Annotated in this window: 20 protein-coding genes; 9 read left to right on the top strand and 11 right to left on the bottom strand. The window is 67.5% G+C overall.

Features of this window, described 5'->3' with window-relative positions; all coding sequences use genetic code 11:
- The first annotated feature begins 7 nt into the window (after window positions 1-7).
- Window positions 8-457, top strand: coding sequence for a GNAT family N-acetyltransferase (locus tag ABDW31_RS16265; RefSeq protein WP_184719246.1), 450 nt, complete (start codon window positions 8-10; stop codon window positions 455-457).
- An 86-nt stretch (window positions 458-543) separates the two neighbouring features.
- Here the strand turns inward: ABDW31_RS16265 and ABDW31_RS16270 are convergent, their stop codons facing one another.
- Together ABDW31_RS16270 and ABDW31_RS16275 are read right to left on the bottom strand one after the other, a co-directional pair.
- Window positions 544-1,104: a dihydrofolate reductase family protein gene (locus ABDW31_RS16270; protein WP_184719245.1), complete on the bottom strand. Its 561-nt coding sequence runs from the start codon at window positions 1,102-1,104 to the stop codon at window positions 544-546.
- Window positions 1,105-1,182: 78 nt separating this feature from the next.
- Complete coding sequence (locus ABDW31_RS16275) at window positions 1,183-1,566, bottom strand: MerR family transcriptional regulator (protein ID WP_184719244.1); 384 nt, start codon at window positions 1,564-1,566, stop codon at window positions 1,183-1,185.
- Between the two features lie 68 nt (window positions 1,567-1,634).
- Here ABDW31_RS16275 and ABDW31_RS16280 point away from each other — a divergent pair, with 68 nt between their 5' ends.
- The 3 genes from ABDW31_RS16280 to ABDW31_RS16290 all read left to right on the top strand — a co-directional run bounded on the left by ABDW31_RS16280 (window position 1,635) and on the right by ABDW31_RS16290 (window position 4,686).
- Window positions 1,635-2,387, top strand: a complete 753-nt coding sequence (locus ABDW31_RS16280; protein ID WP_184719243.1) for a glutaredoxin — start codon at window positions 1,635-1,637, stop codon at window positions 2,385-2,387.
- A gap of 84 nt (window positions 2,388-2,471) precedes the next feature.
- The gene (locus tag ABDW31_RS16285) at window positions 2,472-4,148 is read left to right on the top strand and encodes an HWE histidine kinase domain-containing protein (RefSeq protein ID WP_184719242.1); all 1,677 of its coding nucleotides are present in this window, start codon (window positions 2,472-2,474) and stop codon (window positions 4,146-4,148) included.
- 280 nt (window positions 4,149-4,428) lie between these two features.
- Window positions 4,429-4,686: a GlsB/YeaQ/YmgE family stress response membrane protein gene (locus ABDW31_RS16290; RefSeq protein ID WP_184719241.1), complete on the top strand. Its 258-nt coding sequence runs from the start codon at window positions 4,429-4,431 to the stop codon at window positions 4,684-4,686.
- A gap of 37 nt (window positions 4,687-4,723) precedes the next feature.
- Here ABDW31_RS16290 and gmk read toward each other — a convergent pair whose 3' ends face one another.
- The 8 genes from gmk to ABDW31_RS16330 form a co-directional block, all read right to left on the bottom strand.
- Window positions 4,724-5,365 carry a guanylate kinase gene (gmk, locus tag ABDW31_RS16295; protein WP_184719239.1) on the bottom strand — a complete coding sequence of 214 codons (642 nt, stop codon included), beginning with the start codon at window positions 5,363-5,365 and terminating at the stop codon, window positions 4,724-4,726.
- Window positions 5,358-6,239, bottom strand: coding sequence for a YicC/YloC family endoribonuclease (locus tag ABDW31_RS16300; RefSeq protein WP_184719237.1), 882 nt, complete (start codon window positions 6,237-6,239; stop codon window positions 5,358-5,360). Before ABDW31_RS16300 ends, gmk begins: the two co-directional genes overlap by 8 nt.
- 3 nt (window positions 6,240-6,242) lie before the next feature.
- The gene (gene mltG, locus ABDW31_RS16305) at window positions 6,243-7,346 is read right to left on the bottom strand and encodes an endolytic transglycosylase MltG (protein WP_184719235.1); all 1,104 of its coding nucleotides are present in this window, start codon (window positions 7,344-7,346) and stop codon (window positions 6,243-6,245) included.
- Window positions 7,343-8,623: a beta-ketoacyl-ACP synthase II gene (fabF, locus tag ABDW31_RS16310; RefSeq protein ID WP_184719233.1), complete on the bottom strand. Its 1,281-nt coding sequence runs from the start codon at window positions 8,621-8,623 to the stop codon at window positions 7,343-7,345. The genes mltG and fabF overlap by 4 nt, the downstream gene beginning before the upstream one ends.
- A 165-nt stretch (window positions 8,624-8,788) precedes the next feature.
- Entirely contained in the window at window positions 8,789-9,025 is a 237-nt protein-coding gene (locus tag ABDW31_RS16315; RefSeq protein WP_004615098.1) for an acyl carrier protein, read from the bottom strand.
- Between the two features lie 138 nt (window positions 9,026-9,163).
- Window positions 9,164-9,904 carry a 3-oxoacyl-[acyl-carrier-protein] reductase gene (fabG, locus tag ABDW31_RS16320; protein WP_184719231.1) on the bottom strand — a complete coding sequence of 247 codons (741 nt, stop codon included), beginning with the start codon at window positions 9,902-9,904 and terminating at the stop codon, window positions 9,164-9,166.
- Between the two features lie 18 nt (window positions 9,905-9,922).
- Window positions 9,923-10,867, bottom strand: a complete 945-nt coding sequence (fabD, locus tag ABDW31_RS16325; protein WP_184719229.1) for an ACP S-malonyltransferase — start codon at window positions 10,865-10,867, stop codon at window positions 9,923-9,925.
- A 94-nt stretch (window positions 10,868-10,961) separates the two neighbouring features.
- On the bottom strand, window positions 10,962-11,438 hold the full coding sequence (locus ABDW31_RS16330; protein WP_184719227.1) for a group II truncated hemoglobin: 477 nt from the start codon (window positions 11,436-11,438) through the stop codon (window positions 10,962-10,964).
- A 116-nt stretch (window positions 11,439-11,554) separates the two neighbouring features.
- On the opposite strand from ABDW31_RS16330, the gene ABDW31_RS16335 reads away from it, so the two are divergent.
- Window positions 11,555-12,094 (top strand): peroxiredoxin, encoded by a 540-nt coding sequence (locus ABDW31_RS16335; RefSeq protein WP_184719225.1) that lies wholly within the window; start codon window positions 11,555-11,557, stop codon window positions 12,092-12,094.
- A gap of 24 nt (window positions 12,095-12,118) precedes the next feature.
- Here ABDW31_RS16335 and ABDW31_RS16340 read toward each other — a convergent pair whose 3' ends face one another.
- Window positions 12,119-12,784, bottom strand: a complete 666-nt coding sequence (locus ABDW31_RS16340; protein WP_184719223.1) for a hypothetical protein — start codon at window positions 12,782-12,784, stop codon at window positions 12,119-12,121.
- Window positions 12,785-13,057: 273 nt separating this feature from the next.
- On the opposite strand from ABDW31_RS16340, the gene rpsF reads away from it, so the two are divergent.
- The 4 genes from rpsF to ABDW31_RS16360 all read left to right on the top strand — a co-directional run bounded on the left by rpsF (window position 13,058) and on the right by ABDW31_RS16360 (window position 17,002).
- On the top strand, window positions 13,058-13,465 hold the full coding sequence (gene rpsF, locus ABDW31_RS16345) for a 30S ribosomal protein S6 (RefSeq protein ID WP_184719221.1): 408 nt from the start codon (window positions 13,058-13,060) through the stop codon (window positions 13,463-13,465).
- A gap of 15 nt (window positions 13,466-13,480) precedes the next feature.
- Window positions 13,481-13,765, top strand: coding sequence for a 30S ribosomal protein S18 (gene rpsR / locus ABDW31_RS16350; protein ID WP_101712927.1), 285 nt, complete (start codon window positions 13,481-13,483; stop codon window positions 13,763-13,765).
- A gap of 13 nt (window positions 13,766-13,778) precedes the next feature.
- Window positions 13,779-14,363, top strand: coding sequence for a 50S ribosomal protein L9 (gene rplI, locus ABDW31_RS16355; protein ID WP_184719220.1), 585 nt, complete (start codon window positions 13,779-13,781; stop codon window positions 14,361-14,363).
- Window positions 14,364-14,557: 194 nt separating this feature from the next.
- The gene (locus ABDW31_RS16360) at window positions 14,558-17,002 is read left to right on the top strand and encodes a TonB-dependent receptor (RefSeq protein WP_184719218.1); all 2,445 of its coding nucleotides are present in this window, start codon (window positions 14,558-14,560) and stop codon (window positions 17,000-17,002) included.
- Window positions 17,003-17,025: the final 23 nt, after the last annotated feature.

Here is a 17,025-nt window from a genome sequence, read left to right on the forward strand (position 1 = left end):
GGACGTCATGTCGAACCGGTACGGCCTCTCGATCAGAACCGCTCACAGCAGCGACGCGGACGGCCTCGCCGAACTCCTGTCGGCGGCTCGCGAGACCATCCCCAAGGACCGGCTTGCGCATCGCCTGACCGCTGTGCTGAACCAGCCCGGCGCGCTGCTCATCGCCGAGGAATGGGGTCCGCCCTCTGGGGTCATCGTAGTGCACTGGCACGCCACCCTGACGGCCGACCTGAAGGTGGGATCGATTTCCACGCTCTTCGTGGATCCGGAGCGTCGTCGCAACGGCATCGCCCGCCTGCTGCTGAAAGCCGCCTCCCAAGCCGCGCGGTCGGCCGGATGTGGCGATCTTGTGCTCGATACGCCCCCTTCAGCCGACGACCTGCGCGCCTTCGGCCTGGCGACGGGCTTCATCCAGAGCGGGGAAACCTTCGCCCGCGCCCTGCGCAAGCGCGCCTAGGCCTCTTCGACCGCCTCAATTATGGCGCGCGGCCCCTTATCGGAGGCCGCACAGGCGCTCGTCGGAATCACGCAATCGCGACAGGTTCAGCCTGGGCGATAAGTCTGGGCCACCGCGCCGCCGGGGAAGGCCTTTGAACCGACCAGCTGGAGCCGCCGCGGCGTCTCCACCGGCGGGAACAGCGACAGGCCATCGCCGAGCGCGACCGGCGCGACCACCAGCACGAAGCGGTCGACCAAGCCATACGCCACCAGACTGCGGGCGAAGGTGACGCCGCCGTGCGCCAGGATCGGCTTGCCGTCCTGAGCCTTCAGCCGCGCGATCTCCTCGGCGAGGTCGCCACCGGCCACGTGGGCCTGGGCCCAGCTGTCCCGCGCGCCGTCCAGGATCGCCGCGCCCTGGCGGGTAAAGACCGCCTTGGGAATCTCGTTCATCGGCGGCGCGAAGATGTCCGTCGAGCTCGGCCACCAGGCGGCCATGGCCTCGAAACTGCGGCTACCCATGATGTGCAGGCTAGCGTTCCACAACGTCTCGACGTTCCAGGCCCGCGCCTCGTCGTCGGCTCCGAACATCCATGTGTTGGTTCCCGACAGGTCGCTGACGAAGCCGTCGACCGACATGGCCATCTTTAGAATGAGCTCTCGCATGATGTTCTCCCCGCTTGCGGTTGGCGGCTCAAGGACGGGCGAGAACGACGCGCGCCGACAACGCGGGACAGATTTGTCTCAAGCCGTCTCGAACGCGGTGAGGATCGGGCACGGTCCCGCCGTCGCGCCACAGGCGTCGGCCAGGCGGGTCAGGGCCGCCCGCGCCGCCTGCAGCTCGGCGATCTTGTCGTCCAGGGCGCCGATCCGCTCGCGGGCCAAGGCTCGCGCCCGCACATGGTCCTGGCCGGCGTCCAGGGCCAGCAGCTCGCCGATCTGCTCCAGGGTGAAGCCGGCGGTCTGGGCGGCGCGGATGAACTTCAGGCGGCGGACGTCCTCGGCGTCGTAGCGCCGAACCCCGCCGGGCTTCTCAGGCGTTCGAAGCAGGCCGCGGCGCTGGTAGTAGCGCACCGTCTCCACGCCTACGCCGCCTTCGCGGGCCAGGCTCGCAATCGTTCCGCTCATGCTTGACTCCGTACCATGGTACGGAACCTACATGGGATGGGTCTGATCGCGAATCCAGGAGTGAAGCGATGAAAGCCCCAGCGTCCAAGACGGCTGTTCTCTACCGCATGGTGATGCCTAGCCACGTCTGCCCCTATGGCCGCAAGGCGCTGCATCTGCTCAGGTCCAAGGGCTACGCCGTCGAGGACCAGTGGCTGAGGACGCGCGAGGAAACCAACGCCTTCAAGGATCTGCACAAGGTCAAGACCACGCCCCAGGTGTTCATCGACGACGTCCGGATCGGCGGCTACGATGACCTGCGGCGGCATTTCGGGCTGCAGGTCCGCGATCCCAAGGCCCTCACCTACACGCCGGTCATCGTGCTGTTCGCCATGGCCGCCCTGCTGGCCCTGGCCGCCAGCCAGGCCGCCTTCGGCAGCGCCCTGACCGTGCAGGCCGGCGAGTGGTTCGTGGCCTTCGCCATGGTGCTGCTGGCCCAGCAGAAGCTGCGCGACGTCGAGAGCTTCTCGACCATGTTCCTGAACTACGACCTGCTGGCGCAGCGCTGGATCCCCTATGGCTATGTCTATCCGTTTGCCGAGCTGACCGCCGGTGTGCTGATGGCCGCCGGCGTCCTGACCGGCCTGGCCGCGCCCCTCAGTCTGGTCATCGGCGGCATCGGCGCGGTGTCGGTGTTCAAGGCCGTCTACATCGAGAAGCGCGAACTCAAGTGCGCCTGCGTGGGCGGCGACAGCAACGTGCCGCTGGGCTTCGTGTCGCTGCTGGAGAACCTGATGATGATCGCCATGGCCGTCTGGATGCTGGCCCGGCCACATGTATGACGACTAGGGATGACCCTAACGTCAAACCCTATTGACGGTTGAGCTGCGCCCGGCCAGCCTGACCTTGGGCTGAGCGGGGCGAACGTGACCACCAACAGTGCGGTGAAGGCGCCTTCGACGGTCGCGAGGCGCCTGCTTTTCATGGCGCTTACCCTGGCGGCGCCGGCCATCCTGCTGATGGGCGCGCTGGTCGCCATGCAGTACACCGAGGGCCAGCGGCGCTTCGCCACCCAGTTGACGGCGATGACCCGCGCCCTGTCCCTGGCCACCGACCGCCAGATCGGCCAGGGCCAGAGCGTGCTGCAGGCCCTGGCGGTCTCGCCCGCCCTGGCCGAGGGCGACCTTGCGACCTTCGAGAAGCAGGCCCGCGAGGCCGTGGAGGGCCGCGAAGGCTGGATCGTGTTGATGAGCCGTGACCGGCAGTGGATCAACACCCGCCTGCCGCCCGGCGCGTCGCCGCCCATCGCCCCCGTCACGCCGGCCTCTTGGCGCGAGATGACCACGGGCAAGTCCAATGTCAGTAACCTGATCCCGCGCCACGGGGCCGGCCCGATCGTGGGCGTCAACGTGCCGGTGCTGGTCAGGGGCGAGGTGCGCGTGCTGGCCTTCATGCAGCAGCCGGCGGCCTTCCACGCCCTGATGACCGCCCAGGCCTTCCCGGGCAGCTGGACCGCCAGCATCGTCGACCGCAACGCCGCCCTGGTGGCCCGCTCGCGCGACCAGGACAAGATGCTGGGCAAGCACGCCAGCCCCGACATGCAGGCGGCCATCGCCCGCGCCTATGACGGGGTGGTCAAGACCCACACTCTGGATCAGGTCCAGACCCTGTCGGCCTTCAGCCGCTCGCCGACCTATGGCTGGACCTTCATCGTCGGGGTGCCGCGGGCCGAGCTGAACCGGGCTGTGTTGACCTCTCTGGGTCCGGCCGTGGCGGGTTCGGTGCTGATGATCGCCCTGGGCGTGGCGGCGGCGTTCGGCTTCTCACGGCCCATCTCGCGCGACGTGCGCAGCCTGGTCGGCGAGGCCGAGGCCCTGGCCGCGGGTCGGCCGCTGGATCCAGCCCCGTCGCACCTGCAGGAGATCGCCGAGGTGCGCGGCTCGCTGCAGGCCGCCGCCGAGATCCTGCGCGCCCGCGACGACGAGGCCCGTCAGGCCGCCGAACGTCAGCAGCTGATGATCAACGAGCTAAATCACCGGGTGAAGAACACCCTGGTCGTCGTGCAGTCCCTGGCCCGCCACAGCCTGCGGGAAGGCGGCGAAGATTCTGGCCGATATGGGGGGCTGGCCCAGTTCAACGACCGCATCCACGCCCTGGCCACGGCCCACGACCTGCTGACCCGCCGCAACTGGGAAGGCGCGGACCTGGGCGAGCTGCTGGCCGAGGCGCTGGAGCCCTATGAGACCCAGGTCGACCTGGACGGCCCCGCCCTGCCCCTGGCGCCCAACGCGGCCGTGGCCCTGGCGATGATCTTCCACGAGCTGGCCACCAACGCGTCGAAGTACGGGGCCCTGGCGACCGACGCCGGCCGGATCACGGTCAACTGGAGCCTGGACGGCCGTACGCGCCTGTCCGTCGTCTGGCGCGAACGGGGCGGACCGCCGGTCTCGCCACCCAAGCGCAACGGCTTCGGCTCGCGCCTGATCGCGGCCAGCCTGAAGGGCGACCTGGCCGGCTCGGCGGCGTTCGACTACGCGCCCGAGGGCCTGACCTGCACCCTGACCATCCTGGCCGCGCCCCGCGCCGCTGTGGCGGCCGAATAGGCAACGCACGACCGATCGTCGCAGCGCCTCACTGTCGCCTTGGCTTGGCCACGGAGCATCTGCAATAGGTCGCTCGCGTCTTAGGGGATTTGATCGATGGATCTGCCGTTTCTGATCGGAGCCATTCTGGGCTCTGGCCTGTTCATTGCGTTCGGCCGTCCGCCCGCGGAGAAACTCATCGCGTACGTCCAGGGCCGGATGCGCGGGAACTAACGAGACCATTCAGGACTTCTTTGGGCAAGGCCGCGCAGGGCGGCCGCTCGCTCATGGAGTCCCGAAGATGTCCATTCTGGCTTGGCTGCTTCTCGGCCTGATCGCCGGCTTCATCGCCAGCAAGCTCGTCAATCGTTCCGGCAGCGGCGTGCTGCTCGACATCGTGCTCGGCATCGTCGGCGCGTTCGTCGGCGGCTGGCTGTTCAACCAGTTCGGCAACAGCGGCGTGTCCGGCTTCAATCTCTATAGCCTGCTGGTGGCCACGGTCGGCGCCGTCGTGATCCTGGCGCTGTACCACCTGATCTTCGGCCGTCGCGCGCTCTAGGCGCCAACGGCTTCGGCGGCGGGCCTAAGGCTCGCCGCTAGATCTCTTCTTGCAGAAGATCGCCCACCAGGTCGCCGATCCACGGGTTACGCGCCCGCTTCAGACGTTCGGCGTGATAGATGTGGGCCAGATCCGCGTAAGCGCGGTCGAAATCATCATTCAGAATGACGTAGTCGAACTGCTCCCAGGCGGCGACCTCGTCCTTGGCGCGCGACAGACGGCGGTGGATGACTTCCTCGCTGTCCTGGCTGCGCGCGTGCAGGCGGCGGCTCATCTCGGCCAGCGACGGCGGCAGGATGTAGACCAGCACGCTGTCCTGCTCGGCCTGGGCGTGCACCTTCATGGCGCCCTGGAAGTCGATGTCGAACAGCACGCTTTCACCGCGCTCCAGCGAGGCCAGGATCGGCTCGCGCGGGCTGCCGTAGTGGTTGCCGTAGACTTCGGCCCACTCGAAGAAGGCCTCGTCCTGGATCATGCCCTGGAACTTGTCGGTCGAAACGAAGTGGTAGTCGCGGCCGTCGTGCTCGCCCGGACGCGGGTCGCGGGTCGTGGCGCTGATCGACAAGTGCAGGTCGTTGTGATCGGCCACCAGGCGGCGCGTCAGCGAGGTCTTGCCGACGCCCGAGGGGGCGACGACCATCAGGAGGAGACCACGATGGGGATGGTGGGGCTTATTCAACGTTCTGGACCTGCTCGCGGAACTGCTCGATCACGGCCTTCAGCTCCAGACCGATGGCGGTCAGGCTGGTCAGGGCCGATTTCGAGCAGAGGGTATTGGATTCTCGCATGAATTCCTGGGAGAGGAAGTCGAGCCGGCGCCCCGACGCGCCCTCGCCTGTCAGCAGCGCCCGGGCGCCGGCGACGTGGCTGACCAGGCGGTCCAGCTCTTCGCGGACATCGGCCTTCACGGCCTGGGCGGCGGCTTCCTGGACGACGCGCTCCTCGCTGGCGGCTTCGCCCAGCAGTTCGGTCATGCGGCGGGCGAAGCGCTCCTTCAGCACCGCCGGCTGACCGGCGGCCTCGGCCTCGGCCTGGGCCGTCAGGGCCTCGATACGGTCGACCGCGCCGTGCAGCACCGGATCCAGGGCCGCGCCCTCCTCCAGCCGCGCCGTCTTCAGCCCGTCCAGGGCCTGGGCGATCGACAGGGTCATGGCCGCCTCGACCAGGGCGCGCTCGTCGGCGTTGTCCTCGTCCTCGCGGGCCTCGATAACGCCCTTCAGGGCCAGCAGCCCGTCCAGGGTCGGCTTGGCGACCATGCCGGTGGCCACATAGGGATCGCCAGCGCGCAGATAGCGCTCCAGCACCGCGACATTGACCTGGGTCTCGCCCGAGGTCTCGGCGCGCTTGGCCTGGACATTGACGGTCAGCTGGCCGCGCTGAAAGCGGGCCTGCGAGCCCTCACGGGTCGCGCGCTCCAGGGTCTCGAAGCTGGGCGGACCGCGGAAACGGGTCTCCAGGTTGCGGCCGTTGACGCTGCGCGCCTCGACCGCCCAGGTCCAGGCGCCGTGCGCGCCCTCGACCCGGGCGAAGCCGGTCATCCCCGAGATCGGCATGGCCTAGTTCCCCGCCGCCGGCTTGGCCGGGACCACGGGCACGTTCTCACCGGCGCGGTCGCGCTCGATCTGGCGCCACTTGGCGACATTGGCGTTGTGCTGCTCCAGGGTCGAGGCGAACACGTGCCCGCCCGTGCCGTCGGCGACGAAATAAAGGTCGCCGGTCTTGGGCGGATCCAGCACGGCGGCCAGGGCCTGGCGTCCGGGATTGGCGATCGGCGTCGGCGGCAGGCCGTCGATCAGATAGGTGTTGTACGGCGTCAGGCGCTGCAGCTCCGACATGCGGATACCGCGGCCCAGCGGACGACCGCGCGAGATGCCGTAGATGATGGTCGGGTCCGAGCCCAGGCGCATGCCGGTGCGCAGGCGGTTGACGAACACCGCGGCCACGCGCGGGCGCTCCTCGGCCAGGCCCGTTTCCTTCTCGACGATCGAGGCCAGGGTGACGGCCTCTTCCTTGGTCTGGAACGGCAGGCCCGCCTGGCGGTTGGCCCACAGCTGGTTCAGCAGCTTGTCGCGGTCGTCCATCATGCGCTGCAGGACGGCGGCCCGGTCCTCGCCGCGCTGGACCTCGTAGGTCTCGGGCAGGATCGCGCCTTCCGGCGGGGTCGGGGCGTTGCCGGTCAGGATCGGCGAGGCGTTGAGAATGTCCATGACCATGTCCGAGGTGCGGCCCTCGGGAATGGTGATCCAGTGGCGCACGATGCGGCCGTGGCGGATGGCGTCCAGCACCTGGGCCATCGAGGCGCGGCTCGTGAACTCGTACTCGCCGGCCTTCAGCGTACGGGCCGCGCCCGTGACCTTGGCGGCGGTCATGAAGATCGAGGAAGAGCGGATCACCCCGCCCTGCTCCAGGCTGGAGGCGATCTCGGGCAGGCTGGCCCCGCGACGCAGGACGACCGAGGTCTTGTCGCCAGCCTTCGCAGCGGGACCCGGGCCGTTATAGACCCAGGCCGCGCCGAGAACGGCGACCATGCCGATGACCACAAGGGTCGTGATCGCGCCGAGAACAGCGCGGATCAGCCGTCGCCCCACAGAGGCGGTCTCCCGACGGGAGGTTTTACCCCGAGGGGCTGCTTTGCGGGGGGGCGACGGCTTTTTGCTCACGAGACCTTCTTGAACACGACGGTGGCATTGGTGCCGCCGAAGCCAAAGCTGTTGGACACGGCCACGTCGATCTTCATCGGCACGGCCTTGTGCGGCGCCAGGTTCATGGCGACGTTCACGTCTGGATTGTCGAGGTTGATCGTCGGCGGCGCGATCTGGTCACGGATGGCCAGGATCGAGAAGATGCCCTCGATCGCGCCGGCTGCGCCCAGAAGGTGGCCGGTCATCGACTTGGTCGACGACATGACGACGTTCTTGGCGTGGTCGCCCAGGAAGCGCTCTACAGCGCCCGCTTCCAGGCCGTCGGCCATGGTCGAGGTGCCGTGGGCGTTGACGTAGTCGATGTCCGAGGGCTGGAGGCCCGCGTCCTTCATCGCCGCCGCCAGGGCGCGGCCGCCGCCTTCGCCGTCTTCCGACGGGGCGGTGATGTGGTGGGCGTCGCCCGACAAGCCGTAGCCGACCACTTCGGCGTAGATCTTCGCGCCGCGCGCCTTGGCGTGTTCGTACTCTTCCAGCACCAAGACGCCAGCGCCCTCGCCCATCACGAAGCCGTCGCGGTCCTTGTCATAGGGACGCGAGGCCTTTTCAGGCGTGTCGTTGAAGCTGGTGGCCATGGCGCGGCAGGCGATGAAGCCGGCCACGCCGACCTTGCAGACGGCCGCTTCGGCGCCGCCGGCGACCATCACGTCGGCGTCCCCGTACTTGATCAGGCGCATGGCGTCGCCGATGGCGTGGGCGCCGGTGGCGCAGGCCGTGACGACCGCGTGGTTGGGGCCCTTGAAGCCGTACTTGATCGAGACCTGGCCCGAGATCAGGTTGATCAGGGCCGAAGAGATGAAGAACGGGCTGACGCGGCGGGGGCCCTTGGCCTCCAGTTCCAGCGCGGTGTCGGCGATGGTCGACAGACCGCCGATGCCCGAGCCCAGGATGACGCCCGTGCGCCACTTGTCCTCGTCGGTCTCCGGGACCCAGCCCGAATCCTTGATGGCTTCATCAGCCGCGGCGATGCCGTACAGGATGAAGTCGTCCACGCGCTTCTGGTCGCGCGGGCTCATGGTCTGGTCGGGGTCGAACGAGCCCTCGACGTCGGGGCCGCCGCCGCCGCGTCCATCGACGCGCGGAACCTCGCAGGCCACCTGGCAGGCGTAGTCGGTCGGGTCGAACGCCGTGATGCGGTTCGCGCCGGACTTGCCGGCGAGGATGTTCTTCCAGGTAACGTCAACGCCCTGGCCCAGAGGGGTCAGCAGGCCGATACCCGTGACGACGACTCTACGCATGGATCACTCCCAAACCTTCGATGCGGAGCTCGGATGTGGGGATCGCCCCAAAGCCATGCCAACCGCGAATCTTGGCCTCAAACGAAAACCGCCGCGCGCACGATGGCAAGAGCCCGTGCGACGCGGCGGAAATGGTCAGGTTCGACTAGCGAACTCGACGCCTTATTAGGCGGTCTTTTCCGTGATGAACTTCACGGCGTCGCCAACGGTCTGGATGTGTTCAGCGGCGTCGTCGGGGATTTCGATGTCGAACTCCTCTTCGAACGCCATCACCAGCTCAACGTTGTCGAGGCTGTCGGCGCCCAGGTCGTCGATGAAGGAAGCCTTCTCGGTGACCTTCTCGGGATCGGCATCCAGGTGTTCGATGACGATCTTACGCACGCGCTCGAGAATGTCGGACATTCGGTTCAGTCCCTCGTTATGAAAATTTCGGCCCGTGAACAGCGAGGTGTAACCGCGCTATTCGCAGGAATTGTCGGGCTCCGCCTATCACGTTCCTTTTCGGCTTGCTAGCGGCAGACCGAAAGAGGAACAGCGGTTTTAGATCATGGCCATGCCGCCGTTGACGTGCAAGGTCTGACCGGTGACGTAGCCGCCTTGATCGCTGGCCAGGTAAACGCACGCCGCGGCGATATCGCTCCCCTCGCCCAGCTTGCCAGCCGGGATGGTCGACAGGATGCCGGCCTTCTGCTGGTCGTTCAGGGCGTCGGTCATCGGGCTGGCGATGAAGCCCGGCGCCACGCAGTTGACGGTCACGCCACGGCTGGCCAGTTCCTGGGCCAAGGCCTTGGAAAACCCAATCATACCGGCCTTGGAGGCCGCGTAGTTGGTCTGGCCGGGGTTGCCGGTGACGCCCACGATCGAGGTGATGCCGATGATGCGGCCGGCGCGGCGCTTCATCATGCCCTTGGCGGCCGCGCGGGCCAGGCGGAAATAGCCTTCCAGGTTCACCTTGATGACGGTGTCCCAGTCCTCGTCCTTCATGCGGACGATCAGGCCGTCGCGGGTGACGCCGGCATTGGCGATGACGATGTCCAGCGGCGCGCCAGCGGCTTCCTCGGCCTTGGCGACCAGGCCGTCGACGGCCTCGGCGTCCGAGAGATTCGCGGCCACGTACGAGACGCGCTCGCCGAACTGGGCGGCCAGTTCCGAGAGAGCCGATTCGCGGGTGCCCGAGAGCACGACGTGGGCGCCCTGGGCGTGCAGGGCCTTGGCGATGGCGCCGCCGATGCCGCCCGTGGCGCCGGTGACGAGAGCGGTCTTGCCGGTCAGATCGAACATTGAACGGTCTTTCTTAGCTTAAAGCGACTTGGCGAACGCTTCGAGGTCCGCCGGGGTGTTGAGCGGGGTCGCCTCGGCGTCCGGGGCGATGCGCTTGGCCATGCCCGAGAGGACCTTGCCGGCGCCGGCCTCGGCGAAACGCGTGACGCCGCCGTCCGTGGCCAGCCAGGTCATGCTCTCGCGCCAGCGGACGCGGCCGGTGACCTGCTCGACCAGCAGCTTGCGGATGACGTCCGGGTCGTGGACCGGGGCGGCGGTGACATTGGCGACCAGCGGCGTACGCGGGGCGATGATGGTGGTCTTCGAGAGCGCCTCAGCCATCTCGTCGGCGGCCGGCTGCATCAACGGGCAGTGGAACGGCGCCGAGACGTTCAGCGGAATGGCGCGCGCGCCCAGTTCCTTGGCCTTCTCGATGGCCTTGTCGACCGCGGCCTTGTCGCCCGAGATCACGACATTGCCGTTGTTGTTGTCGTTGGCCACGACGCAGACGCCGACTTCCGAACCCGCCGCAGCAGCGGCTTCGGCCAGGGCCAGATCGGTCTTGGGGCCGATCAGCGAAGCCATCGCGCCCTCGCCCACCGGCACGGCGCGCTGCATGGCCTGGCCGCGCAGCTTCAGAAGGCGGGCGGTGTCGGCCAGGGTGATGGCGCCGGCGGCGGCCAGGGCCGAGTATTCGCCCAGGCTGTGACCGGCCACGAAGGCGGCCTTGTCAATGCCGAGGCCGAATTCCTTCTCCAGGACCCGGGTCACGGCCAGGCTGACGGCCATCAGGGCCGGCTGGGCGTTCTCGGTCAGGGTCAGGTCGCCCTCGGGCCCCTCCTTCATCAGGACCGACAGCTTCTGTTCCAGGGCGTCGTCGACTTCCTGGAAGACCTCGCGCGCGGCGGCGAACGCCTCGGCCAGATCGACGCCCATGCCGACCGACTGGCTGCCTTGGCCGGGGAAAATGAAGGCGATGCTCATCGAAGCCCGCTCCGTCTAAGTAGATTCAAGGCCGGGAGGGTTAGGCCAAAGGCCGCCGGGCGGCAAGTCGCCGCCATTTCGCCGCCCGTCGCCGTCACCCCAGCCAGGGGCCGCCCGGAGGACCCCAGCCCCAGGCCGGCATGGGCGGATCGCCTTCCGGCTCGGCAACGCCCTCGGCCGAATTGATCACCGCCAGACGCGTGCCCCACTCCAGATAGCCGACGAAGGCGGCCCGGAACTCAGGGTCGTCGGGCAGGCCCACGGCGTCAGCGGTGTCCAGCATCAGGGCCACCCAGGCCCGGCGCTGGGCCTCGGTCAGATGCCGTCCCATGTGCTTGCGGATCATCGACGCGTGGCCGCCACCTGCCTCGGTATAGGCCTTGGGTCCGCCGAGCACCTCGCCGACGAAGTCCGCCACGTGCTGGGCGTGGCGAGGGTCCATGTGCGCGAAGACCAGGGCCAGGACGGGATCGTTCGGCACCTTGGCGTAGAAGGTCTCGAACAGCGCCTTCAGCCGCTCGGGGCCGCCCGCCCACGCGGCCAGGGTCGGAATGTTCGCTGGTTCGGTCATCACGTTTTCCCCCGCGCGCCGCCAAAGGCGCGCCAGAACAATGTAGCGGTTTGGAAGACGAAAGAATGGGGGTATCCAAGACAGGACCGTAAACATCCTCCCGCCTGGAGCCTCCGATGTCCCGTCTGCTCGCTGGTATCGCCGCGACCGCCCTTGTGCTGGCCGCCGCCTCCCCCGCCCTGGCCGCCCTGAAGGTCGGCGACAAGGCGCCCGACTTCAGCGCCAAGGCCGCCCTGGCCGGCAAGGACTTCGACTTCAAGCTCTCGCAGGCCCTGAAGAAGGGTCCGGTGGTGCTGTACTTCTTCCCCGCCGCCTACACGAAGGGCTGCACGGCCGAGGCCCACGAGTTCGCCGAGGCCACGCCCGAGTTTGAAAAGCTGGGCGCCACGGTGATCGGCGTCACGGCCGGCAATGTCGACCGCATCAAGGACTTCTCCAAGGAGCACTGCCGCGACAAGTTTGCGGTCGCCGCCGCCGACGCCAGCCTGATCAAGAACTACGACGTGGCGATGGCCCTGAAGCCGGACTGGTCGAACCGCACGTCGTACGTGATCGCCCCGAACGGCAAGGTCCTGCTGTCGCACACCGACGGCAACTTCATGGGCCACGTCGGCAAGACCATGGACGCGGTGAAGGCCTACAAGGGTAAGAAGTAAGGAACAGCGCCGCTGAAGGCGGGCTTACCAGTTCGTCTTCAGCAGCTTGACCATCGCGCGGGCGTCCTGAACGCGCCAGGCTTCGCTGCCGGCGTTTGTCCCACGCACACTGAAGGTGAACTCGGCCGGGATGTCGAACGGCCGGTTCAGGGCCAGATCCACGCCCTCCTCGCCCGTCGAGCCGCCGCCGAAGGCGATCGAGCCGACCGGCTTGCCGTCCAGGGTCAGAGACGAGCGGATGTTGGCGCGGGTCACAGGGATCGCGCCGGGTACAGTCATCGGCTGACTGGCGTTCATGTCCATCGAGACGCTGACGAAGTTCGACTTGGGCAGCATGCCAAAGCCAAACGCCTTGGACATCGACGAGCGCAGGCGCGCCTCGTGCTCGTTCCAGGACGCGCCGACCGCCATCGACCGCTGGCCGACCTTGGCCTCGCTGGGCTTCTGCAGCAGGTTCAGATCGACGTCGTAGGTCGGGCTCTCGATCATGCCCGACGAGCGGACCGTCAGATTGACCTTCTCGGTGTCGGTGGAGAGATCCAGCGGCAAGGCGGCGGAATAGCCGGTGAAGCGGCCATCGGCGGCCGAAACCGACGTGACCGGCTTCTGGACGATCTCGGCGCAGGCGGGACCGCCAACGGCGAGCGCCGTCGCAAACGCGAACAGAAGATGGCGTGTCCCAATCACCATAAGGGGCGAGCTACCATAATCGGGTACGGGCTTGAAGCCCCGAACGGGCCATTTGTCGGACAGGCCACACTTTGATGCGCTTGTAGGCGGCGAACACCCACCGCAGCTTGCCTTCGCCGCGCGTCTCCTGTAGTAGCGCGCGTTCTCACGGAAGGCGGTCTTGCACGCACCCATCCGGGACCGGGGATTTCCCCGCTCGGCTTGCAGGATCCATCGTGGTTGACGGACTTCCGTCGTCGACTGCGCCGCCTTCCATAACGGAAGAAGGAAAACATGGCGTTCTACGAACACGTGGTCATCGCGCGGCAGGACATCTCGCCGCAACAGGCCGAAGCTCTGAACGAGCAACTGAAGACCCTCATTGAAGAGAATGGCGGCCACATCGCCAAGATCGAGTACTGGGGCCTTCGCAACCTCACCTACCGCATCAAGAAGAACCGCAAGGGCCACTATTCCCTGCTCGCGATCGACGCCCCGGCGCCGGCCGTGAAGGAAATGGAGCGCCAGCTGCTGATCAATGAAGACGTTCTGCGCTTCATGACGATCCGCGTCGAAGAGCTGGACCTGGAACTGTCGCCGGTTCTGGCCCGTCGTGACCGTGGCGATCGCCCGGAACGTTCGGACCGTCCGGAACGCTCGGACCGCCCGCGCGAAGATTTCGCGCCCCAGGCTCAAGCGTAAGGGAGACTGAAGATCATGACCGATACGACTGCTCCCGAAACCGGCGCCGCCGCTCCGGCCGCCGCCGCTGGTGGCGCTCGCCGCCCGTTCTTCCGTCGCCGCAAGGTTTGCCCGTTCTCGGGCGCCAACGCGCCGAAGATCGACTACAAGGACGTGAAGCTGCTGCAGCGTTACGTCTCGGAACGCGGCAAGATCGTTCCGTCGCGCATCACCGCGGTGTCGGCCAAGAAGCAACGCGAACTGGCCAAGGCCATCAAGCGCGCTCGCTTCCTGGCTCTGCTCCCCTACGTCGTGAAGTAAGGGAGACACCACGATGAAAGTCATTCTGCTCGAACGCGTTGAAGGCACCGGCGTCCTGGGCGACGTGGTCACCGTGAAGGACGGCTTCGCCCGTAACTTCCTGCTGCCCCGCCAAAAGGCTCTGCGCGCCACCAAGGCCAACGAAGCTGCTTTCGAAGCGCAACGCGCCGAGATCGAAGCTCGCAACGTCCGCAACCGCGAAGCCGCCGGCAAGAACGGTGAGTCGCTGGACGGCACCCAGTACGTCCTGATCCGTCAGGCTGGCGAAAGCGGCCAGCTGTACGGTTCGGTCGTCGGTCGCGACGTCTCTGACGCCATCAAGGCCGAAGGCGGCAAGGTCGACCGCTCGATGATCGTGCTGGAAAAGCCGATCAAGACGCTGGGCGTCCACGAAGTGAAGGTGAAGCTGCACGCTGAAGTGACCATCACGGTCACGCTCAACATCGCGCGCAGCGCCGACGAAGCCGAGCGTCAAGCGCGCGGTGAAAACGTGATCAACTCGCAGTTCGAGGAAGATCGCGCGGCCGAAGCCGAAGCCGCCCAAGACATGGCGGAAGGCGGCGCCGGCTCGTTCGAAGGCGACCACTACGAAGCCTAATCCTCTCTCGGGATTTCAAGCTTTCAAGGAAACGGCGCGGAGCAATCCGCGCCGTTTTTTTCTGCGCTATCGCCTAGAAATGTTCCACTTGTAGCTTTTGTGACGGGAATCCATGGTTCCGTCGGGGGCGATCAAGACCCCCGCCTCGGAGCGCGACGGCCGACGTCGGCGCTCCGGCCAAGAGGGGATTTCTCATGCGTTACAGAAGCTTGTTGCTGGCCGCCGCCTCGCTGACGGCCTTCTCCGCCACGGCCCAAGCCCAGACGACCGGGGCCGCCGGCGCCGACGACACCAATGTCGAAGAGCTGGTCATCACCGGCACCCGCACCGCCGGACGCACCCGCCTGGACAGCCTGGCGCCGGTCGACGTGGTCACCGCCAAGACCCTGCAGCAGCGCGGTTCGACCGAGCTGGCCACGGCCCTGGCCGCCACCGTCCCGTCGATCAACTTCCCGCGCCCGTCCAACACCGACGGCACCGACTCGGTCCGCCCGGCCGTGCTGCGCGGCCAAGGCCCCGACCAGACCCTGGTGCTGGTCAACGGCACGCGCCGCCACGCCACCGCCCTCGTCAACCTGAACGGCTCGGTGGGCCGCGGTTCGGCCGCCGTCGACCTGAACGCCATTCCGTCGGTCGCGCTGGAGCGGATCGAGGTCCTGCGCGACGGCGCCGCCGCCCAATACGGCTCGGACGCCATCGCCGGCGTCATCAACCTGCGCCTGCGTGAAGCCAGCAGCGGCGGCGGCGTCACCGTCACCACCGGCAAGTACATCACCAGCTTCGATGGCCTGCAGACCGGCCAGAAGCAGAAGCGCCGCGACGGCGTGACCAAGACGGTCTCGGGTTGGCAAGGCCTGAAGCTGGGCTCGGACGGCTTCCTGACGCTGTCGGCCGAATATGTGGACCGCGGCTTCACAAACCGCAGCGACACCGACACCCGCGTGACGCCCCAGCGCGTGACCTCGCGCTTCGGCGATCCGGAAGTCGAGCAGGTCAGCTTCTACGCCAACGCCGGCAAGCCGCTGGGCGAGACCTGGGAAGCCTATGGCTGGTACGGCTATCAGCAGCGCGACGCCGAGGCCTCGGCCACCTATCGCCTGCCGACCGACGCCAGCCAGAACATCCCCAGCGTCTATCCGAACGGCTATCTGCCGCTGATCACGACGGACACCGAGGACGCCACCGCCGCCATCGGCCTGCGCGGCGAACTGGCCGGCTTCAAGATCGACACCAACCTGGTCTGGGGCAAGAACGACCTGGACTTCGGGGTCAAGAACACCATCAACCCGTCGTATGGCCCGACCTCGCCGACCAGCTTCCAGGCCGGCGGCCTGACCTATGACCAGCTGGTGTTCGGCCTGGACGCCAGCCGCGCGTTCGAGGTCGGCCTGGCCGGTCCTCTGAACGTCGCCTTCGGCGTCGAGGCCCGCCGTGAGGGTTACAAGATCAACGCCGGCGAAGTGGCGTCCTACGCCCGCGGCACGGTCTCGCCCTCGCTGGCCTTCGGCTCGCGCGGCTTCACCGGCTTCACGCCCAGTAACGTCGTCGACGTCGATCGCGACGCCGTGGGCGTCTATCTGGACCTGGAAGGCAAGCTGACGGAGAAGCTGACCGGCTCGGCCGCCGTCCGCTACGAGGATTATTCGGACTTCGGCACCAATACGAGCTGGAAGCTGTCGGGCCGCTACGACTTCACCGACGCCTTCGCCATCCGCGGCGCGGCGTCGACGGGCTTCCGCGCCCCCAGCCTGCAGCAGCAGTACTTCACCTCGACCTCGATCCTGTACATCAACCAGACGGTCGGCGGCGTGACGACGGCCGTGCCGTTCGAGACCGGCACCTATCCGTCGGTCAGCCTGGTGGGCCGCGCCCTGGGCGGCAAGCCGCTGGAAGCCGAGAAGTCCGAGAACTATTCGCTGGGCTTCGTCTACCACAAGGGTCCGTTCGAGCTGACGGTCGACGCCTATCAGATCAAGGTCGACAACCGCATCGTCCTGACCGAGACCCTGACGGGCAGCGCGACGGCCGCGCCGGGCACCAACGCCCGGGTGATCTTCGACCTGCTGTCGCCGGCGGGCGCCTCGGCGGGCCGCTTCTTCACCAATGGCGTCGACACCAAGACCAAGGGCGTGGACATCGTCGCGCGCTACCGCATCACCGACGAGCAGGCCGGCAACTTCGACCTGACCGCGGCGGCCAACATCAACGACTTCAAGGTCAACCGCACGCCGACCACCACGGTGCTGCCGACCCCGGTCACCCTGTTCGCCCGCCAGGCCACCCTGCGCTTCGAGGAAGGCACCCCGCGCACCAAGGTCTCGCTGCAAGGCGACTGGAGCAAGGGCCCGTGGGGCGCCACCCTGCGCACCACGCTCTATGGTGACGTCCTTTCGCCCGGCACCGCCGCCGACGGCAGCGGCGACTGGTACACGGGCGCTCAAGGCATCGTCGACCTGGAGGCGCGCTATCGCTTCGGCCAGCACACCACCGTCTCGATCGGCGCCGACAACCTGTTCGACCAGTATCCCGCCCAGGTTCCGCCGAACCTGAACACCAGCGGCGGCAATCCCTGGTCCAGCTTCTCGCCGTTCGGCTTCAACGGCCGCTTCGCCTATGCCCGCCTGGCGGTCAACTGGTAGTTATCCACAGATCCGTCAACACC

The sequence above is a fragment of the Caulobacter sp. genome (assembly GCF_039596335.1).
GTDB lineage: Bacteria > Pseudomonadota > Alphaproteobacteria > Caulobacterales > Caulobacteraceae > Caulobacter.

What these genes read in the sequence shown, in the direction of transcription:
- fabD (WP_184719229.1), bottom strand. Translation starts at nt 10,867, where the DNA reads ATGAGCATCGCCTTCATTTTCCCCGGCCAAGGCAGCCAGTCGGTCGGC.
- ABDW31_RS16340 (WP_184719223.1), bottom strand. Translation starts at nt 12,784, where the DNA reads ATGGTGATTGGGACACGCCATCTTCTGTTCGCGTTTGCGACGGCGCTC.
- ABDW31_RS16300 (WP_184719237.1), bottom strand. Translation starts at nt 6,239, where the DNA reads ATGCCGATCTCGGGGATGACCGGCTTCGCCCGGGTCGAGGGCGCGCAC.
- fabF (WP_184719233.1), bottom strand. Translation starts at nt 8,623, where the DNA reads ATGCGTAGAGTCGTCGTCACGGGTATCGGCCTGCTGACCCCTCTGGGC.
- ABDW31_RS16275 (WP_184719244.1), bottom strand. Translation starts at nt 1,566, where the DNA reads ATGAGCGGAACGATTGCGAGCCTGGCCCGCGAAGGCGGCGTAGGCGTG.
- ABDW31_RS16335 (WP_184719225.1), top strand. Translation starts at nt 11,555, where the DNA reads ATGTCCCGTCTGCTCGCTGGTATCGCCGCGACCGCCCTTGTGCTGGCC.
- rpsR (WP_101712927.1), top strand. Translation starts at nt 13,481, where the DNA reads ATGACCGATACGACTGCTCCCGAAACCGGCGCCGCCGCTCCGGCCGCC.
- ABDW31_RS16290 (WP_184719241.1), top strand. Translation starts at nt 4,429, where the DNA reads ATGTCCATTCTGGCTTGGCTGCTTCTCGGCCTGATCGCCGGCTTCATC.
- ABDW31_RS16270 (WP_184719245.1), bottom strand. Translation starts at nt 1,104, where the DNA reads ATGCGAGAGCTCATTCTAAAGATGGCCATGTCGGTCGACGGCTTCGTC.
- ABDW31_RS16360 (WP_184719218.1), top strand. Translation starts at nt 14,558, where the DNA reads ATGCGTTACAGAAGCTTGTTGCTGGCCGCCGCCTCGCTGACGGCCTTC.
- ABDW31_RS16330 (WP_184719227.1), bottom strand. Translation starts at nt 11,438, where the DNA reads ATGACCGAACCAGCGAACATTCCGACCCTGGCCGCGTGGGCGGGCGGC.
- rplI (WP_184719220.1), top strand. Translation starts at nt 13,779, where the DNA reads ATGAAAGTCATTCTGCTCGAACGCGTTGAAGGCACCGGCGTCCTGGGC.
- rpsF (WP_184719221.1), top strand. Translation starts at nt 13,058, where the DNA reads ATGGCGTTCTACGAACACGTGGTCATCGCGCGGCAGGACATCTCGCCG.
- ABDW31_RS16315 (WP_004615098.1), bottom strand. Translation starts at nt 9,025, where the DNA reads ATGTCCGACATTCTCGAGCGCGTGCGTAAGATCGTCATCGAACACCTG.
- ABDW31_RS16265 (WP_184719246.1), top strand. Translation starts at nt 8, where the DNA reads ATGTCGAACCGGTACGGCCTCTCGATCAGAACCGCTCACAGCAGCGAC.
- ABDW31_RS16280 (WP_184719243.1), top strand. Translation starts at nt 1,635, where the DNA reads ATGAAAGCCCCAGCGTCCAAGACGGCTGTTCTCTACCGCATGGTGATG.
- fabG (WP_184719231.1), bottom strand. Translation starts at nt 9,904, where the DNA reads ATGTTCGATCTGACCGGCAAGACCGCTCTCGTCACCGGCGCCACGGGC.